Origin of the sequence: Streptomyces sp. NBC_00483, from assembly GCF_036013745.1 — a bacterium.
GTDB lineage: Bacteria > Actinomycetota > Actinomycetes > Streptomycetales > Streptomycetaceae > Streptomyces.
In genome coordinates, this window is sequence record NZ_CP107880.1 from 4069667 (window position 1) to 4085598 (window position 15932).

Consider the following 15932-nt stretch of genomic DNA (forward strand, 5'->3'; position numbering starts at 1 on the left):
GTCCGGTAGGAGGCATTCGCCCCTTCCACCTCGCAGATGACCGATATCGCACCAGATCACCTGAGGGGGCGAATTGCCGTTCTGTGCCTACGTATGAGGTGAGGTGCGCGGTGCCGCGCGGCGACCGCCGCCGCACAAGCTCACACGTTCGGGGGTTCCCCTTCGAAGGGACGTCCGAGCACCCCCGGGCGCCGCTGCCAGGGCAACGGGCCACCCGGCGGCCGGTAGGCGACACCGAGGGCGTCAAGTCGCCGGTAGTGCGCGGTCATTCGGTGCTCGAAGTCCGCGAAGTCGCGCGCACCGGGTGCGGGCAGCTCGCTCCACGCGACCTCGCTGAAGGCGGAAAGCCGCGGATACACCTGGTAGTCGAGGCGCTGTTCGTCCTCCGTCACCTCGGTCCACACGTTGGCCTGCGCGCCGAGGACGTGCCGCGCCTCCTCCTCGCTCAGCTGCGGAGGCACCGGTTCGAAGCGGTAGACGTCCTCCAGCGTGCGTACGTAGCCGATGGGGACCGGCTCTTCGTCGCCGGGGGCCTGCCGGTAGTTCAAGTAGACCTGCTGCTCGGGGCACATGACGACGTCGTGACCCGCCCTCGCCGCGGTGATGCCGCCCTCGTAGCCGCGCCAGGAGGAGACCGTGGCGCCGGGCGCGAGGCCGCCTTCGAGGATCTCGTCCCAGCCGATGAGGCGCCGGCCGCGCGCGCCGAGCCAGGTGTCGAAGTGCCGGATGAACCAGGACTGGAGCTCGTCCTCGTCGGCCAACCCCAGTTCCTTGATGCGCTCCTGGGCGGTGGGCGACTGCCTCCACTGGTCCTTGGGGCACTCGTCGCCCCCTACGTGGATGAAGGTCGAAGGGAACAGGGCGAGGAGTTCCTCGAAGACGCCCTCGTAGAAGCGGAGGGTGTTGTCAGTGGGGGCGAGTACGTTCGGATTGACGCCCCAGGTGTCCCAGACGGGGAGGGAAGCCGTGTCGACGACATCACTGTTGCCGAGTTCCGGATACGCGTGGATGGCGGCCTGCGAGTGGCCCGGGAGGTCGATCTCGGGGACGACCGCGATATGCAGCGCGTCGGCGTAGGCGACGATTTCGCGGATGTCGTCCTGGGTGTAGAAGCCGCCGTGCGGCTTGTCCTCCCACAACTCCGAGGCGCGGTGGCCGAATTTCGTCCGTGACCGCCAGGAGGCGGACTCCGTCAGCTTCGGATGGCGCTTGATCTCGACGCGCCAGCCCTGGTCGTCGGTGAGGTGGAAGTGCAGGACGTTGAGCTTGTGGGCGGCCATCAGGTCGAGTTGGCGCAGCACTCCGGCCTTCGGCGTGAAGTGGCGGGCGACGTCGAGCATCATGCCGCGCCAGCGGAAGCGGGGCGCGTCGTCGACGGTGAGGTGCGGGACGGTCCAGGTGCGCCCGGGAAGCGGGGCCCGGCGGTACGCGTCGGGGCCCAGGAGTTGACGAAGCGTCTGGGCGCCCCAGAAGACGCCTGCCGCCGATCCGCCCTCGATCGTGACGCCCGCGTCCGTCGCGCGCAGCCGGTAGCCCTCCGGTTCGAGGGACGGGTCGATGCGCAGGGCGACGACGTCGTCCTCGTCCGCGCCCTTGGGCGGCAGGGCGAGACCGGTCGCCGCACCGAGTGCCGCGCGCAGCCAGCGCGCGGTGTCCTCGGTCCCCTCCCCCGCGGCGATGCCGGTGCGCTCGCCGAGCGCGTGGCGCCCTTCGCCCGAGCGCGTCAGCCGACGGGGGGCGGGGATGAGTTCCATGGCGGGAGGCTAAGAGGACTGGACCAATTCGCGCAATGGTGGGGCGGACGCGCGAAACCCCGGGCATGCGTCACCGCACGACCGGGGTTCACTGGACAGACCGGGGTTCACCGGAAGACCGGGGTTCACCGGGAAGGTTCACCGGGAAAGGAGAGCAGGCGCCGCCTACTTGTCCTTGCCGCCGCCGTCCTTGCCGCCCTTGTCCTTGTCGCCGCCGGCGCCCATGGACTCGTAGATCTCCTTGCACATGGGACACACGGGGTACTTCTTCGGGTCACGGCCCGGCACCCACACCTTGCCGCAGAGCGCGACGACGGGCGTGCCGTCCAGCGCGCTCGCCATGATCTTGTCCTTCTGGACATAGTGGGCGTAGCGCTCGTGATCGCCGTCGCCGTTCGACGTCTGTGGCGTCGGCTCTACGAGGGTCCCCGTACCTGTCCCGCGCTCGGGCTCAAGAGTGCTCATAACCGCCAAGGGTACTTAAGCCCGCCCGGTCCCGGAACGAGGTCAGTTGAGCGAGGGGTCGTCCGGATACGTGGCCACCATCGCCAGTTCACCCCGCTGGCGCCGCAGCACCGCGCGCCACAGGCCCTCGGGGCGGGTGGCCGAGACATCACCCGGCTCCGACTCGACGACGTACCAGGCGCCCTCCGTCAGTTCGTTCTCCAGCTGCCCCGGGCCCCAGCCCGAGTAGCCGGCGAAGATCCGCAGGGAGCCGAGCGCCGCCGCGAGCAGCTCCGGCGGGGCCTCCAGGTCGACGAGACCGATCGCCCCGTGCACCCGGCGCCAGCCGAGCGGGGCCTCCCGCTCGTCGTCCCCGGGGATCACCGCGACGCCGAGCGCCGAGTCGAGCGAGACCGGGCCGCCCTGGAACACGACCCCCGGCTCGCCGGCCAGATCTCCCCAGCCCTCCAGGATGTCTCCGACGTCCACCGGTGTCGGCCGGTTCAGCACGACGCCGAGCGAGCCCTCCTCGTCGTGGTCGAGGAGCAGCACGACCGCCCGGTCGAAATTCGGGTCCGCGAGGGCGGGTGTGGCCACGAGCAGCCGCCCTGTGAGCGAGGACACCTCGGTCATGCGTGACATGATCCCGCATCTGCCCGCCGTAGGGGGAGCCAAGCGCAACAACCGCGTGAACGCAGCTCAGCGCGCAGGGAAGTGGAAGACCCGCACTTCACAAAACCGTCACGCTTTGTGCCTTCTCCGGCGCGCTTCGTGTTGTAGCGAACTCATGACGCTCCCTGGCGCCCTCAGGCATACGAATAAGGGGTGCACCGCCCTTACCCTTGAGCCTGGCCCTGCCCTTCTCTTCGGAACGCGAGATTCATGACCGTCACCGACGATGTCCTCCTTGTCCACGGCGGAACCCCGCTGGAGGGCGAGATCCGTGTCCGCGGCGCGAAGAACCTCGTGCCCAAGGCCATGGTCGCAGCGATCCTCGGCAGTGCGCCGAGCCGCCTGCGCAATGTCCCGGACATCCGCGACGTGCGCGTCGTACGCGGCCTGCTGCAGCTGCACGGCGTGACGGTCGGCCCCGGTGAGGAACCGGGTGAGCTGGTGATGGACCCCTCGCACGTGGAGTCGGCGAACGTGGCCGACATCGACGCGCACGCGGGCTCCTCCCGCATCCCGATCCTGCTGTGCGGCCCGCTGCTGCACCGTATCGGCCACGCCTTCATCCCGGGTCTCGGCGGCTGCGACATCGGCGGCCGGCCCGTCGACTTCCACTTCGAGGTGCTCCGCCAGTTCGGCGCGACGATCGAGAAGCGCGCGGACGGCCAGTACCTGGAGGCCCCGCAGCGCCTGCGCGGCACGAAGATCCGCCTCCCCTACCCCTCCGTGGGCGCCACCGAGCAGGTCCTGCTCACGGCCGTCCTCGCCGAGGGCGTCACGGAGCTCTCGAACGCGGCCGTGGAGCCGGAGATCGAGGACCTGATCTGCGTCCTGCAGAAAATGGGCGCGATCATCGCGATGGACACGGACCGCACCATCCGTGTCACCGGCGTCGACAAGCTCGGCGGCTACACGCACCGCGCGCTCTCGGACCGCCTCGAGGCGGCCTCCTGGGCGTCGGCGGCGCTCGCCACGCACGGCGACATCTACGTCCGCGGCGCGCAGCAGCGCTCGATGATGACGTTCCTGAACACGTACCGGAAGGTCGGCGGCGCCTTCGAGATCGACGACGACGGCATCCGCTTCTGGCACCCCGGCGGCCAGCTGAAGTCGATCGCCCTGGAGACGGACGTCCACCCCGGCTTCCAGACGGACTGGCAGCAGCCGCTCGTCGTGGCGCTCACGCAGGCCACGGGCCTCTCGATCGTCCACGAGACGGTCTACGAGTCGCGCCTCGGCTTCACGTCCGCGCTGAACCAGATGGGCGCGCACATCCAGCTCTACCGCGAGTGCCTCGGTGGCTCCGACTGCCGCTTCGGCCAGCGCAACTTCCTGCACTCGGCGGTCGTCTCCGGGCCCACGAAGCTGGAGGGCGCCGACCTGGTCATCCCCGACCTCCGTGGCGGCTTCTCGTACCTGATCGCGGCGCTGGCGGCCCAGGGCACGAGCCGTGTCCACGGGATCGACCTGATCAACCGCGGCTACGAGAACTTCATGGAGAAGCTCGTCGAACTCGGCGCGAAGGTCGAGCTCCCGGGCAAGGCCCTCGGCTAGCCGTTCGCTCCACGTAGGCAAAGGGCCGCCCCCGGTCATCCGGGGGCGGCCCTTTGCGTTTAGGGGCGCGGGGAACTGCGCAGACGCGAGCACATGCGAGCCGCACCCGCCGGCGCGGAACGCCCCACTGGCCACCCGCGCGGGCAACGCAAAGGGGCGGTCACCCGGAAGGAATCCGGGTGACCGCCCCAAGGCGTTGCGCCTAGGACTTACTTACCCTTGGCGGCTTCCTTGAGCTTCGAGCCCGCGGAGACCTTCACGCTGTAACCGGCCGGGATGTTGATCGGCTCGCCGGTCTGCGGGTTCCGGGCGGTACGAGCGGCACGGTGGGTGCGCTCGAAGGTCAGGAAGCCGGGGATGGTGACCTTCTCGTCGCCCTTGGCAACGATCTCGCCGACGGTCTCGGCGAACGCGGCCAGCACGGCGTCGGCGTCCTTGCGGGTCACCTCGGCGCGGTCGGCCAGCGCGGCCACCAGCTCACTGCGGTTCATGTTTGTACTCCCGTGTTCTTCTTGCCGTTGAGGCGTGCCACGCGGCCAGGCCGCGTGTTGGGCAACAGCAAAGTTGATGCTGCCAGGGTCTCGGTCAGGCCCAGGACCCGGGTCCGTCTTCCAGACCCTTGCGCCTGAAGAGGCATCCTGCCCCTACCCACGGCGGTAAAGCCAATCCGGCACCCCTTGGGGTCACACGGAAAGCGCCACCGTGCCGGGTGCAGGGGCGGGCCCGGGGGCCTGTTTCCCGGCCAGCCTATGGGGCCCGAGGGCCCCGTAAACCGCGACGCGCCGGTAATCAGGCGGTCGTGGCCGCCGTCACAGCCGCTCCGGCGGCCTTCGCGGCGTCCCGGACGGCTCCGGCGACCGCTCCGGCCACCTTGTCGTTGAAGACGCTCGGAATGATGTAGTTCGGGTTGAGTTCGTCCTCGGTGACCACGTCGGCCAGGGCCGTCGCGGCCGCCAGCATCATCTCCGTGTTCACCGTGCGCGACTGGGCGTCGAGCAGGCCGCGGAAGACGCCGGGGAAGACGAGGACGTTGTTGATCTGGTTCGGGAAGTCGGAGCGGCCCGTGGCCACCACGGCGGCCGTCTGACGGGCGATCGCCGGGTCGACCTCCGGGTCCGGGTTCGCGAGCGCGAACACGATGGCACCCTCGGCCATCGCGGCCACGTCGTCGCCGTTCAGCACGTTCGGGGCCGAGACGCCGATGAACACGTCCGCGCCGACGACCGCCTCCTTCAGCGTGCCGGTCAGGCCCTCGGGGTTGGTGTTGTCGGCGATCCAGCGCAGCGGCGAGTCGCTGTCGGCGTCCTTGAGGTCCTCGCGGCCCGCGTGCACGACACCGTGGATGTCGGCCACGACGGCGTTCTTGACGCCCGCCGCGAGCAGCAGCTTCAGGATGGCCGTACCGGCGGCGCCGGCGCCCGACATGACGACACGGATGTCGTTCATGTCCTTGCCCGCCACCCGCAGCGCGTTGGTCAGCGCGGCGAGCACCACGATGGCGGTGCCGTGCTGGTCGTCGTGGAAGACGGGGATGTCGAGGGCCTCGCGCAGGCGGGCCTCGATCTCGAAGCAGCGGGGCGCCGAGATGTCCTCGAGGTTGATGCCCGCGAAGCCGGGGGCGATGGCCTTGACGATCTCGACGATGGCGTCGCTGTCCTGGGTGTCCAGGCAGATCGGCCAGGCGTCGATGCCCGCGAAGCGCTTGAAGAGGGCCGCCTTGCCCTCCATGACCGGCAGTGCGGCCTTCGGGCCGATGTTGCCGAGGCCGAGCACCGCGGAGCCGTCGGTGACGACCGCGACGGAGTTGCGCTTGATGGTCAGACGCCGGGCGTCCTCGGGGTTCTCCGCGATCGCCATGCAGACGCGGGCCACACCCGGCGTGTAGACCATGGAGAGGTCGTCACGGTTGCGGATGGGGTGCTTGGACTGCATCTCGATCTTGCCGCCGAGGTGCATCAGGAACGTACGGTCGGAGACCTTTCCGAGCGTGACGCCCTCGATGCCCCGGAGCTTGTCGACGATCTCGTCCGCGTGGGACGTCGACGAAGCCGCGATCGTGACGTCGATCTGGAGCTTCTCGTGACCGGAAGCGGTGACGTCGAGGCCGGTCACCGAGCCGCCGGAGGACTCCACGGCGGTGGTCAGCTGCGAGACGGCGTTACCGCCCGCGGGGACCTCCAACCGGACCGTCATCGAGTAGGAGACGCTGGGCGCCGTTGCCATGGCCGACTTCCTCTGCTTTCACCGTGTAGCTGTTGCCGTCCGATGGTCCCACCTACCGGTGAGTACGTGGTAGTCGCATCGGGTTTTGAAGCTAACGTTCATTCATCTTTTGGAAAGTAGTTTCCACCATACGAGAAGTCGGGGGAAACGGGAAGAGGAAACAGAACGAGGCCCACGTCACGGAAGTGACGTGGGCCTCGCCTCACATTCATGACACCGACCCGCCATGCTCGCCTCGCGGCAAGTGGTCCCTCTAAGGGACGATGGTTGGGCCCGGGGGCTTGGATCGAGCCGGTGCCGTCATCAACGGTAACACCGGAGACAGTGGGGGCAAGAGTCAGTCGCGGAGCAGATCCGGCACCCCGTTCGCGTCCGGTTCGTCCCGCTCTCCGGAGACCACCGTGAGCTGCTGCGTCGCCCGGGTCAGGGCCACGTACAGGACGCGCAGACCCGCCGGGGACTCGTCGGCGATCTCGGCCGGGGAGACCACGATCGTGGCGTCGTACTCCAGCCCCTTGGCCTCCAGGGAGCCGAGCGCCACGACGCGCTCGCCGAGTCCGGAGAGCCAACGGGCCGCCTCGTCCCGGCGGTTCATCGCCACGACGACGCCGACCGTGCCGTCGACCTGCTCCAGGAGCCGGGCGGCCTCCGCCCTGACGGTGTCCCCGGTCCTGTCCCGTACGGCCTCGAAGCGCGGCTGGACGCCCGTCGAGCGGACCGCCGAAGGGGACTCCGAGCCGGGCATCGCGAGCGCCAGGACCTTCGCGGCCAGCTCGGCGATCTCGGACGGGTTGCGATAGTTCACGGTCAGGGTGAAGCGGCGGCGGGGCCGGGAGCCGAGGGCCTCGTCGCGGGCGGCGCCCGCCTCGTCCGGGTCGGACCAGGAGGACTGGGCGGGGTCGCCGACGATCGTCCACGTCGCGTGCCGGCCGCGGCGGCCGACCATCCGCCACTGCATCGGCGTGAGGTCCTGCGCCTCGTCGACGATGACGTGCGCGTACTCGGTGCGCTCCTGGGCGAGGCGCTCGGCGCGCTCGCGCTGGGACTCCTCGCGCTGCGGCATCAGCTCTTCCAGGCCGGTGAGCTGGTCGAGCGGGTCGTACTCGCGCTTCTTCTTCTTGCGGGCCGGGGCGCCGAGTACGGCGGTCAGCTCGTCGAGCAGGGCGACGTCGTGGACCGAGAGGGCGTCGCGGCGCAACGATCTGGCGAGCTTGCGGACCTCGCCGGGGTTGAGGATGCGGCGGGCCCAGCGGCCCAGGCGCCGCTCGTCGGACATGGCGGACAGGACCGCGCGGGGCGTCAGCTCGGGCCACCACGCGTCGAGGAAGCGGAGGAACTCGTCCTCGCTCGTGACGTCCTCGTCGAAGGAGGAGCGCAGTTCGGCCGCGAGCTCGGGGTCGGAGTGCCGGCTCCCGGCGCCCGACTGGTCCCACAGGGCGTCGAGGAGGAGCTTGCGGGCGCGCGGGCGCAGGTGGTTGACGGGGGCGGTGCCGCCGAGGGTGGCCTGCCGGATCCGGTTCAGCCGGTCCGCGTCCAGCTCCAGGCGGCGGCCGAAGGCGACGACGCGGAGCCGGGTGGGGGTCTCCCCCGTGGCGGCCTCCGGCTCCTCGGAGCCGAAGTCCCCGAACGCCAGCTGCTCCTGGGCGGGCTGCTTCGGGCGCCCGCTCTCCAGGGCTCCCCGTGCGGCCTTCCTGAGCACACTCAGCATCCGCGACGAGCCCTTGACGCGGGCCACCGCCGGGGAGTCGTAGACCGTGGCCTCCGCGCCGTCGACCAGCGAGCCGACCGCGCGGATCGCGACCTGGCCCTCCTCGCCGAGCGAGGGCAGCACGCCCTCGGTGTAGGCGACCAGGAGCGGGGTCGGCGAGACGATCAGGATGCCGCCCGAGTAGCGGCGCCTGTCCTGGTACAGGAGGTACGCGGCGCGGTGCAGCGCCACCGCCGTCTTGCCGGTGCCGGGACCGCCCTCTACGTACGTCACGGACGCTGCGGGGGCCCGGATGACCTGGTCCTGCTCGGCCTGGATGGAGGCGACGATGTCGCGCATCGAGTGGCTGCGGGCCTGGCCGAGGGCGGCCATCAGCGCGCCGTCGCCGATGGCGGGCAGCCGCTCGCCGTCCAGGTACGCCGTCAGCTCCGGGCGCATCAGGTCGTCCTCCACGCCGAGCACCTTGCGGCCCTTGGAGCGGATGACGCGGCGGCGCACCACGCGGCCCGGATCGACCGGTGTGGAGCGGTAGAAGGGGGCGGCGGCCGGGGCGCGCCAGTCGATGACGAGCGGCGAGTAGTCCGCGTCGAGCACGCCGATACGGCCGATGTGCAGCGTCTCGGCGATGTCGGCCGTGTTGTCCTCGCGGACGGCGCCGTCGGCCGGCTCGATCGCCGTGTACGCGCCGTCCGGGCCCTTCTTGCCGTCCTTGCCCTGGAGCAGGTCGATGCGGCCGAAGAGGAAGTCCTCGAACTCGTTGTTGAGGCGGTTGAGGTGGATGCCCGCGCGGAAGACCTGCGCGTCGCGCTCGGCGAGCGCGCCGGGCGTGCCGACCTGGCCGCGCTTGGTGGCGTCCTCCATCAGGAACTCGGCCTCGTGGATCTTCTCTTCGAGGCGTCGGTAGACGGCGTCGAGATGGTTCTGTTCGACGCCGAGCTCGCGGTCGCGGACCGAATCCGCGGACTCGACCCCACCTGAACTCGTATCCGATTTCACCGCTGAATCGTGCGGAGCCTGAGCGGCCACCGGGCCCCCTTCTGACGTGCTGGGCAGCCGTCAAAGGTACGCGAAGGGGGCCCCGTAGGGCTACGTGCGGCGCCGTGCGGTCAGGCGTTCACCTCCACGAGCCGCTTTCCGTCGAGCGTCTCGACCTCGAAGTGGTCGATCTGGCCCCGGTCGAAGGCCGCGCCCCCGTGCACGTACAGGGGATGCTTCGCGTTCGCGTTCGCACTGTCGTCGATGCCGTAGCCCCACTTCGGGACGGCCCAGGTGGTGACCGTCTCGCGCTCGCCGTTCTTGCCGACCGCGACGAGGGAGCACTTCAGCGGGCCCTTGACGTTCTTCAGTTCCAGGACGGTGTGGGTGCCCCAGGCCTTCTTCTCCATGCCGATCGTCGCCGTGACGTTCGTGGTGGCGTCGGTGGCCTTCACCTTGTCGGTCATGTGGTTGAAGAAGGCGTCCTTGGCGGGGCTGGTGGAGTGCGGCTCCGCGACGGTGTTGTTGCCGCCGTCGTCCGTCACCGCCATCACCGTCAGCGGGCCGCCGATGATCAGGGCCGCGGCGGCCGCGACCAGGTAGAGGCCGCGCCTGCGCTTCTTCGCGCGGCGGCGCCCCAGTTCGTCGGCGAGGGACTCCGCGAGGCGGGGGCTCGGGCGGGCCGCGAGGGAGTCGCCGATCTGCGGGGTCGGCTCCCGGGGTGCGCCGCGCTCGGCCGGCAGGTCGGCGAGGGCCGCGAGCATCGGCTCCATGCCCGCGAACTCCTCCAGGTTCCGCGCGCACCGCTCGCACGTCGCCAGGTGTGCCTCGAAGGCGCTCGCCTCGATGTCGTCGAGGATGCCGAGCGCGTAGGCGCCGACGGTCTCGTGCACGTCGCCCGCCTGCTCATGGCCGAAGGGACCGTACGATCCGTGGCCCGTCGTCATGCCGTCACCCCCCGCTCCTCCAGCGCCAGCTTCATCGAGCGCAGCGCGTAGAAGACCCGCGAGCGCACCGTGCCGCTGGGGATGCCGAGCGTCTCGGCCGCCTCGTTGACCGTACGTCCTTTGAAGTACGTCTCCACGAGTACTTCCCGGTGGGCCGGGGTCAAGTCCTCCAGCGCGTCGGAAAGGGTCATCAGCCACAACGCCTTGTCGATCTCGTCCTCCGCGGGGATGACCTCCAGCGGCGACGGATCGACCTCCTGCGGCCGGGCCTGCCGACTGCGGTGGCCGTCGATGACGATGCGCCGGGCGACCGTCACCAGCCAGGGGCGTACCGAACCGGTCGCTCGGTTGAGCTGTCCGGCGTTCTTCCAGGCACGGATGAGCGTCTCCTGTACGACATCCTCCGCGCGCTGCCGGTCCCCCGCCACCAAGCGGAGCACATAGGCCAGAAGCGGCCGTGCGTGCTCGGCGTAGAGCGCGCGCATCAGCTCCTCGTCCGGCTCGGGCGGCCGGGGCGCACGATGTCGGGCCCGGGGCGGGCGTTCATCGGCCACGGCGGAATCCTTGCGCACGCCTACCTCCGGTGTCCCCTGTTCGGCCATGTCTCTCGGCTGGGCTCACGGGAGGGATACGCAGACGAACTCACGGATGTTCAAAGGGAGTTACGGAAGTCGACTCACGCCCTGGCCAGAGCCGCCGCCCTGCGTCGATGTCTGGCCACCCGCTCACGGTTGCCGCACACCTCGCTGGAGCACCAACGGCGCCTGCGGCCACGGGACATGTCGAGGCTGCATCTCCCGGGGGATAACCCCCGGACCCCCAGCCACAAAAGCCGCCGAACCGGGCTCCGGCCGCCACGACGGCCCCGGCACCCCAGCCCGCACGCTCCAGCGCTCAGGCCCTGGCCAGAGCCGCCGCCCTGCGCCGGTGTCTGGCCACCCGCTCACGGTTGCCGCACACCTCGCTGGAGCACCAACGGCGCCTGCGGCCACGGGACATGTCGAGGTAGATGATGGGGCAGTTGTCGCCCTCGCACTGGCGCAGGGAGCCGCGGGCGGTGGGGTCGGTGAGGAGGTCGATGGCGTCCCGCGCGACGGCCGCGAGCAGGGCCGGGCAGCCGGGTTCGATGTGCAGGGAGCGGACGAGGGTGCCGTCGGCCGCGCGTACGGCACGGGGTGCGGGCGGGGCCGCGCGGGCGAGCAGGTTGACCCGTTCCAGGGCGCCGGGGACCGGGCGGCCGGAGAGTTCGCCGCGGACCAAATGGGCTATGTGCGCGCGCAGTTCGCGGAAGGCGGCGAGCCAGGCGGGCGAGCGGTCCGCCAGCGCGGCGGCGTCCGGGACGAGCCCCGCGCCGACCAGCCAGGCGCGCAGCAGGTCGGGGCTCGTGAGGCGTTCGTCGGGGTGCGCGGTCGCGACGAGGTCCAGGCAGAGACGCCCGGAGTCGAAGCGCAACTCGTAGGGGGCAGGGGCAGGCGGGTGGGGCCCTGTGGGTACTGCTGCCATGCCCTCTACAGTGCCCGTCCGCGGGCGTGGCCGGAACCCCCGCTGCCGGAACCGGAGTTGACGGCCTAGGCGCGGCCGTACGCCGGAGGATCGTCGTGGAGGATCCGCTGGAACAGGACGTGGTCGCGCCAACCTCCGTTGATGTGGAGGAACTTGGGCGCGAGCCCGTACCGGACGAAGCCGCACTTGGCGAGCACGCGCTGGGACGCCTCGTTGTCCGTGAGCGTGCCCGCCTCCACGCGATGCAGGCCCATTTCGTCGCGGGCGGCGCGGCAGACCTCCTCCACGGCGGCGGGGATCAGGCCCCGGCCCCGGTAGTCGGAGTCGACCCAGTAGCCGAGGCTGGCGCTGCACAGGGGGCCGAGGTGGATGCCGTTGAGCGCGGCGCGGCCGACCACACGCCCGTCGGCGGACCGGTCGAACAACAGCCACAACGCCCCACCGGGCTCGGCGATCCGCTCGGCCTGCTCCCGCGCCGTGTAGTACTCCTCGGAGCGGTACGGCTCCCAGGTCTTCATGAACTCCCGGTTCCGGACCACGGCGTCGGCCAACGCCTGGGCGTCCTCGGGGACGGCGCGGCGGAGTTCTGTGTCGGGGGTGATCAGCATGCCGGTACGGTACGCGGGCCCCTGGACGCTCGCGCATGGGGTTGCGCGGATCGACGATGTCGGGGCGGCACGGCCCGCGGCTTGACTGGGGCCATGACGACATCGACGCGTTTCACGGGATGGGTACTGGGGGCGGCCACGGTCGCCATGGGTCTGGCGGCAGGGTCGTTCTACGTGTTCGCGTGCGCCGTGATGCCCGGCCTGGCGCGCAGCGGCGACCGTACGTACATCGAGGTGACGCAGCACATCAACGACGTCATCCAGAACCCGGTGTTCTTCCTGAGCTTCATCGGGGCGCTGGTGTTCACCGGATACGCGGCCTGGCGGGTGCGAGGTCAACAGGGGCCGCGCGGCTGGGTGTTCGCGGCGCTGGCCTGTTACGCGGTGGCGTTCCTGCTGACGATGACGGTGAACGTGCCGCTGAACGACGCGCTGGCCGCGGCCGGCTCCCCCGCGAGGATCTCCGATCCGGCGCGGGTGAGGGAGGAGTTCGAGGGGCCGTGGGTGGCGTGGACCGTGGTGCGGGCGGTGCTGTGCACGGGGGCGCTCGGGTGCTTGGTGCGGGGGCTGGTGGTGTGGGGGCGGCGAGCCGCTGCCCCTGCGGCCTTGCAAGCCCCGCCTTCGGACGAGAGCCAGCGGGGCAAATCAAGCCCCTGCGGCGATTGAGCAGCGGGGTATGGGGCAGAGCCCCAATCCTTCGGCCCGTCCGGCGCACGCTCTCGGGGCTCCGCCCCGGACCCCGCTGCTCAATCGCCGCAGGGGCTTTAAACGTCCGCGTACTTCGCGTCCGCCGCCGGGTCCAGCGCCAACCGATACCCCCGCTTGACCACCGTCTGAATCAGTTTCGGTGTCCCCAGGGACGACCTGAGCCGCGCCATCGCCGTCTCCACCGCATGCTCGTCGCGGCCGGCGCCCGGCAGCGCGCGCAGCAGCTCCGCGCGGGACACCACCCAACCGGGGCGCCGCGCCAGCGTCCGCAGCAGTGACATGCCCGCGGGCGGCACCGGGCGCAGCTCGTCGTCCACCACCACGGCCTGCCCGCGGATCTGCATCTGGTGGCCCGCGATCGGCAACGTACGCGCGCGTGCGGGCAGTTCCTTGCACAGCAGCTGCACCAGCGGACCGAGCCGGAAGCGCTCCGGCTGCACCGTGTCCACGCCCCGCGCCTGCAACGGCACGGCCGTCACCGGGCCGACGCAGACCGCGAGCACGTCGTGGTGCAGGGCTGCGATCAGCTCCGCCTCCAGGCCCCGCTCCTCCGCGCGACGCAACAGCGCCTGCGCGGCGGGGGCCGAGGTGAACGTCAGCGCGTCCACGCCGCCCGCCACCGTGGCGTCGAGGAGGCGGTCAACCGGCCCTATGTCCTGCGGCGGGAGCCAGCGGTAGACGGGGACGCCGACCACTTCGCCGCCCGCCTCCCGCAGCGCCTCCACGAACCCGGGGAGCGGCTCGCCGTGCAGCTGCACCGCGATGCGCCGCCCCTGGACGCCCTCGTCGAGCAGCCGCTCCAGGACCTCGGCCATCGACTCGGACGAGGGCGACCACTCCTCGGTGAGGCCGGCCGCCCGCACCGCGCCCTTCACCTTCGGGCCGCGCGCGAGGAGCTCGACGCCACGAAGGCGCCCGAGCAGGTCCTCGCCCAGGCCCCAGCCGTCGGCGGCCTCGACCCAGCCGCGGAAGCCGATGGCGGTGGTGGCCACCACCACGTCCGGCGCGTGGTCGATCAGCTCCTTGGTGGCGACGAGGAGTTCGCTGTCGTCCGCGAGCGGCACGATCCGCAGGGCGGGCGCGTGCTGCACCGAGGCCCCGCGCCGCTGGAGCAGCGCGCCCAGTTCGTCGGCGCGGCGCGCCGCGGTGACGCCCACGGTGAAGCCCGCGAGCGGCCCGTGGGCCTGCTCCGGCCTCGTGGCCTGCTGTTCCTCGTCCATGCTGGTTCTCGCCCCGCTCGACGTTTTTCCGTGTACCGGGCCCACCGGCGCGTGGTCCGAGCTTGTCAACGCTCCGTGTCGGCCCCGGATCAACGTTATTGCGTACGTGTTACGGGAGCCAATGTCACACCTCCGCGTAGCTGAGCTGCGGCTTCGTCTCCGCCGTGGAGCTCGCGACGGTGCGCGACGCCGAGCGGCGAAGGTATACGGCCCAGGTCACGGCGAAGCACACGGCGTAGAAGACGAGGAAGGCGAAGAAGGCCCCGGTGCCGGTGCCGGCCGTCTGGAAGGACTGCCGGAACGCCAGGTTGATGCCGAGCCCGCCGAGCGCGCCGACCGCGCCGATCAGCCCCATGGAGGCGCCGGAGAGCCGCCGCCCGTACGCGGCCGCTTCCTCGCCGGTGAGCCCCTTGGCCAGCGCCTTCGCCTGGAAGATGCCGGGGATCATCTTGTACGTCGACCCGTTGCCGAGCCCGCTCAGCACGAACAGGGCGATGAACGCGACGGTGAACAGGGTGAGCGACTTCTCGACCGAGGCCAGGATCACGACGGCCGTGGCGAGGGCCATGCCGACGAAGTTCCACAGCGTGATGCGCGCGCCACCGTACTTGTCGGCGAGCTTGCCGCCGACGGGCCGGATGAGCGAGCCGAGCAGCGGGCCGATGAAGGTGACGCCGGCCGCCTGGAGCGGCGTACGGCCGAACTGGGTCTGCAGGACGAGGCCGAAGGCGAAGGAGTAGCCGATGAAGGAGCCGAACGTCCCTACATAGAGGAACGACATGATCCAGGTGTGGCCGTCGCGCACGGCCTCCTTCGCGGCGCCGGTGTCGTTCTTCACGGTCGCCAGGTTGTCCATGAACAGCGCGGAGCAGACCGTCGCGACGACGATCAGCGGGATGTAGATGCCGAGCAGCACGCGCGGCCCGCCGCTCGCTCCGATCACGGCGAGCGCGACGAGCTGGATGACGGGGACGCCGATGTTGCCGCCGCCCGCGTTCAGGCCGAGCGCCCAGCCCTTCTTCCGCAGCGGGAAGAAGGAGTTGATGTTGGTCATGGAGGAGGCGAAGTTGCCGCCGCCGACGCCGGTGAGCGCCGCGCACCACATGAAGGTGGTGTACGAGGTGCCCGGCTCCATCACCGCGAACGCGGCGATCGACGGCACCAGCAGCATGCTCGCCGAGACGATCGTCCAGTTGCGGCCGCCGAAGACCGCGACGGCGAACGTGTAGGGCACGCGCGCGAAGGCCCCCACCAGCGTCGCCATCGACACGAGGAAGAACTTCCCCGCCGGGTCGATCCCGTACTCGGGCCCCATGAACAGGACCATCACCGACCACAGGGTCCAGATGGAGAATCCGATGTGTTCGGAGAGGACGGAGAAGGCGAGGTTGCGCCGGGCCACCTTCGCCCCCGTCTCCTCCCAGAACACTTCGTCCTCGGGATCCCATCGCTCGATCCAGTTCCGGCTCCGGGTCTGTTCCTTGGGGCCAGGCATCTCACGCCTCCAGGTCACGGTTCGCGTCTGTGTGACCGAAGGTAGGGAGGCGGGATTTCCGCTTCGTGGCGCGAAGTGACCACGGGGGAACTTTGCGCTCACCTGGAGGGCGGGGCGGGGGTGA

General features: G+C 70.8%; 15 protein-coding genes. 2 read left to right on the plus strand and 13 right to left on the minus strand.

The window, feature by feature from the left end:
- Positions 1–140: 140 nt before the first annotated feature.
- From OHA73_RS17985 to OHA73_RS17995, 3 genes are all read right to left on the minus strand, one after another.
- Positions 141–1754: a beta-N-acetylhexosaminidase gene (locus tag OHA73_RS17985; protein ID WP_327655537.1), complete on the minus strand. Its 1614-nt coding sequence runs from the start codon at positions 1752–1754 to the stop codon at positions 141–143.
- Between the two features lie 165 nt (positions 1755–1919).
- Positions 1920–2219, minus strand: a complete 300-nt coding sequence (locus OHA73_RS17990; RefSeq protein WP_266710849.1) for a DUF3039 domain-containing protein — start codon at positions 2217–2219, stop codon at positions 1920–1922.
- 42 nt (positions 2220–2261) lie between these two features.
- Positions 2262–2831: a YqgE/AlgH family protein gene (locus tag OHA73_RS17995; protein ID WP_266710851.1), complete on the minus strand. Its 570-nt coding sequence runs from the start codon at positions 2829–2831 to the stop codon at positions 2262–2264.
- Positions 2832–3080: 249 nt separating this feature from the next.
- Here OHA73_RS17995 and murA point away from each other — a divergent pair, with 249 nt between their 5' ends.
- The gene (gene murA / locus OHA73_RS18000) at positions 3081–4421 is read left to right on the plus strand and encodes a UDP-N-acetylglucosamine 1-carboxyvinyltransferase (protein ID WP_266710853.1); all 1341 of its coding nucleotides are present in this window, start codon (positions 3081–3083) and stop codon (positions 4419–4421) included.
- A gap of 209 nt (positions 4422–4630) precedes the next feature.
- Here the strand turns inward: murA and OHA73_RS18005 are convergent, their stop codons facing one another.
- The 8 genes from OHA73_RS18005 to OHA73_RS18040 form a co-directional block, all read right to left on the minus strand.
- Positions 4631–4912 carry an HU family DNA-binding protein gene (locus OHA73_RS18005; RefSeq protein ID WP_016645140.1) on the minus strand — a complete coding sequence of 94 codons (282 nt, stop codon included), beginning with the start codon at positions 4910–4912 and terminating at the stop codon, positions 4631–4633.
- A 298-nt stretch (positions 4913–5210) separates the two neighbouring features.
- A complete protein-coding gene (locus OHA73_RS18010; RefSeq protein ID WP_267070268.1) occupies positions 5211–6644 on the minus strand; it encodes an NAD-dependent malic enzyme in 1434 nt (477 codons plus the stop codon).
- A 337-nt stretch (positions 6645–6981) separates the two neighbouring features.
- Positions 6982–9348: a HelD family protein gene (locus tag OHA73_RS18015; protein WP_327655538.1), complete on the minus strand. Its 2367-nt coding sequence runs from the start codon at positions 9346–9348 to the stop codon at positions 6982–6984.
- Between the two features lie 110 nt (positions 9349–9458).
- Positions 9459–10274 (minus strand): anti-sigma factor family protein, encoded by an 816-nt coding sequence (locus OHA73_RS18020; RefSeq protein WP_266710858.1) that lies wholly within the window; start codon positions 10272–10274, stop codon positions 9459–9461.
- Complete coding sequence (locus OHA73_RS18025) at positions 10271–10876, minus strand: sigma-70 family RNA polymerase sigma factor (RefSeq protein WP_266710860.1); 606 nt, start codon at positions 10874–10876, stop codon at positions 10271–10273. Before OHA73_RS18025 ends, OHA73_RS18020 begins: the two co-directional genes overlap by 4 nt.
- Before the next feature lie 74 nt (positions 10877–10950).
- Positions 10951–11055 carry a CGNR zinc finger domain-containing protein gene (locus OHA73_RS18030; protein WP_403855055.1) on the minus strand — a complete coding sequence of 35 codons (105 nt, stop codon included), beginning with the start codon at positions 11053–11055 and terminating at the stop codon, positions 10951–10953.
- 113 nt (positions 11056–11168) lie between these two features.
- Positions 11169–11777 (minus strand): CGNR zinc finger domain-containing protein, encoded by a 609-nt coding sequence (locus OHA73_RS18035; protein WP_327655539.1) that lies wholly within the window; start codon positions 11775–11777, stop codon positions 11169–11171.
- Between the two features lie 65 nt (positions 11778–11842).
- Complete coding sequence (locus tag OHA73_RS18040; RefSeq protein WP_327655540.1) at positions 11843–12385, minus strand: GNAT family N-acetyltransferase; 543 nt, start codon at positions 12383–12385, stop codon at positions 11843–11845.
- A 93-nt stretch (positions 12386–12478) separates the two neighbouring features.
- Between OHA73_RS18040 and OHA73_RS18045 the strand changes: the two genes are divergently transcribed.
- Positions 12479–13051 carry an anthrone oxygenase family protein gene (locus tag OHA73_RS18045; RefSeq protein ID WP_327655541.1) on the plus strand — a complete coding sequence of 191 codons (573 nt, stop codon included), beginning with the start codon at positions 12479–12481 and terminating at the stop codon, positions 13049–13051.
- A gap of 98 nt (positions 13052–13149) precedes the next feature.
- On the opposite strand, the gene OHA73_RS18050 is transcribed toward OHA73_RS18045, so the two are convergent.
- Together OHA73_RS18050 and OHA73_RS18055 are read right to left on the minus strand one after the other, a co-directional pair.
- Entirely contained in the window at positions 13150–14313 is a 1164-nt protein-coding gene (locus tag OHA73_RS18050) for a uroporphyrinogen-III synthase (RefSeq protein ID WP_327655542.1), read from the minus strand.
- A gap of 124 nt (positions 14314–14437) precedes the next feature.
- On the minus strand, positions 14438–15808 hold the full coding sequence (locus OHA73_RS18055) for a nitrate/nitrite transporter (RefSeq protein WP_327655543.1): 1371 nt from the start codon (positions 15806–15808) through the stop codon (positions 14438–14440).
- Positions 15809–15932: the final 124 nt, after the last annotated feature.

What these genes read in the sequence shown, in the direction of transcription:
- OHA73_RS18005 (WP_016645140.1), bottom strand. Translation starts at nt 4,912, where the DNA reads ATGAACCGCAGTGAGCTGGTGGCCGCGCTGGCCGACCGCGCCGAGGTG.
- OHA73_RS18030 (WP_403855055.1), bottom strand. Translation starts at nt 11,055, where the DNA reads ATGTCCCGTGGCCGCAGGCGCCGTTGGTGCTCCAGCGAGGTGTGCGGC.
- OHA73_RS17990 (WP_266710849.1), bottom strand. Translation starts at nt 2,219, where the DNA reads ATGAGCACTCTTGAGCCCGAGCGCGGGACAGGTACGGGGACCCTCGTA.
- OHA73_RS17995 (WP_266710851.1), bottom strand. Translation starts at nt 2,831, where the DNA reads ATGACCGAGGTGTCCTCGCTCACAGGGCGGCTGCTCGTGGCCACACCC.
- OHA73_RS17985 (WP_327655537.1), bottom strand. Translation starts at nt 1,754, where the DNA reads ATGGAACTCATCCCCGCCCCCCGTCGGCTGACGCGCTCGGGCGAAGGG.
- OHA73_RS18020 (WP_266710858.1), bottom strand. Translation starts at nt 10,274, where the DNA reads ATGACGACGGGCCACGGATCGTACGGTCCCTTCGGCCATGAGCAGGCG.
- murA (WP_266710853.1), top strand. Translation starts at nt 3,081, where the DNA reads ATGACCGTCACCGACGATGTCCTCCTTGTCCACGGCGGAACCCCGCTG.
- OHA73_RS18035 (WP_327655539.1), bottom strand. Translation starts at nt 11,777, where the DNA reads ATGGCAGCAGTACCCACAGGGCCCCACCCGCCTGCCCCTGCCCCCTAC.
- OHA73_RS18045 (WP_327655541.1), top strand. Translation starts at nt 12,479, where the DNA reads ATGACGACATCGACGCGTTTCACGGGATGGGTACTGGGGGCGGCCACG.
- OHA73_RS18050 (WP_327655542.1), bottom strand. Translation starts at nt 14,313, where the DNA reads ATGGACGAGGAACAGCAGGCCACGAGGCCGGAGCAGGCCCACGGGCCG.
- OHA73_RS18040 (WP_327655540.1), bottom strand. Translation starts at nt 12,385, where the DNA reads ATGCTGATCACCCCCGACACAGAACTCCGCCGCGCCGTCCCCGAGGAC.
- OHA73_RS18010 (WP_267070268.1), bottom strand. Translation starts at nt 6,644, where the DNA reads ATGGCAACGGCGCCCAGCGTCTCCTACTCGATGACGGTCCGGTTGGAG.
- OHA73_RS18055 (WP_327655543.1), bottom strand. Translation starts at nt 15,808, where the DNA reads ATGCCTGGCCCCAAGGAACAGACCCGGAGCCGGAACTGGATCGAGCGA.
- OHA73_RS18025 (WP_266710860.1), bottom strand. Translation starts at nt 10,876, where the DNA reads ATGGCCGAACAGGGGACACCGGAGGTAGGCGTGCGCAAGGATTCCGCC.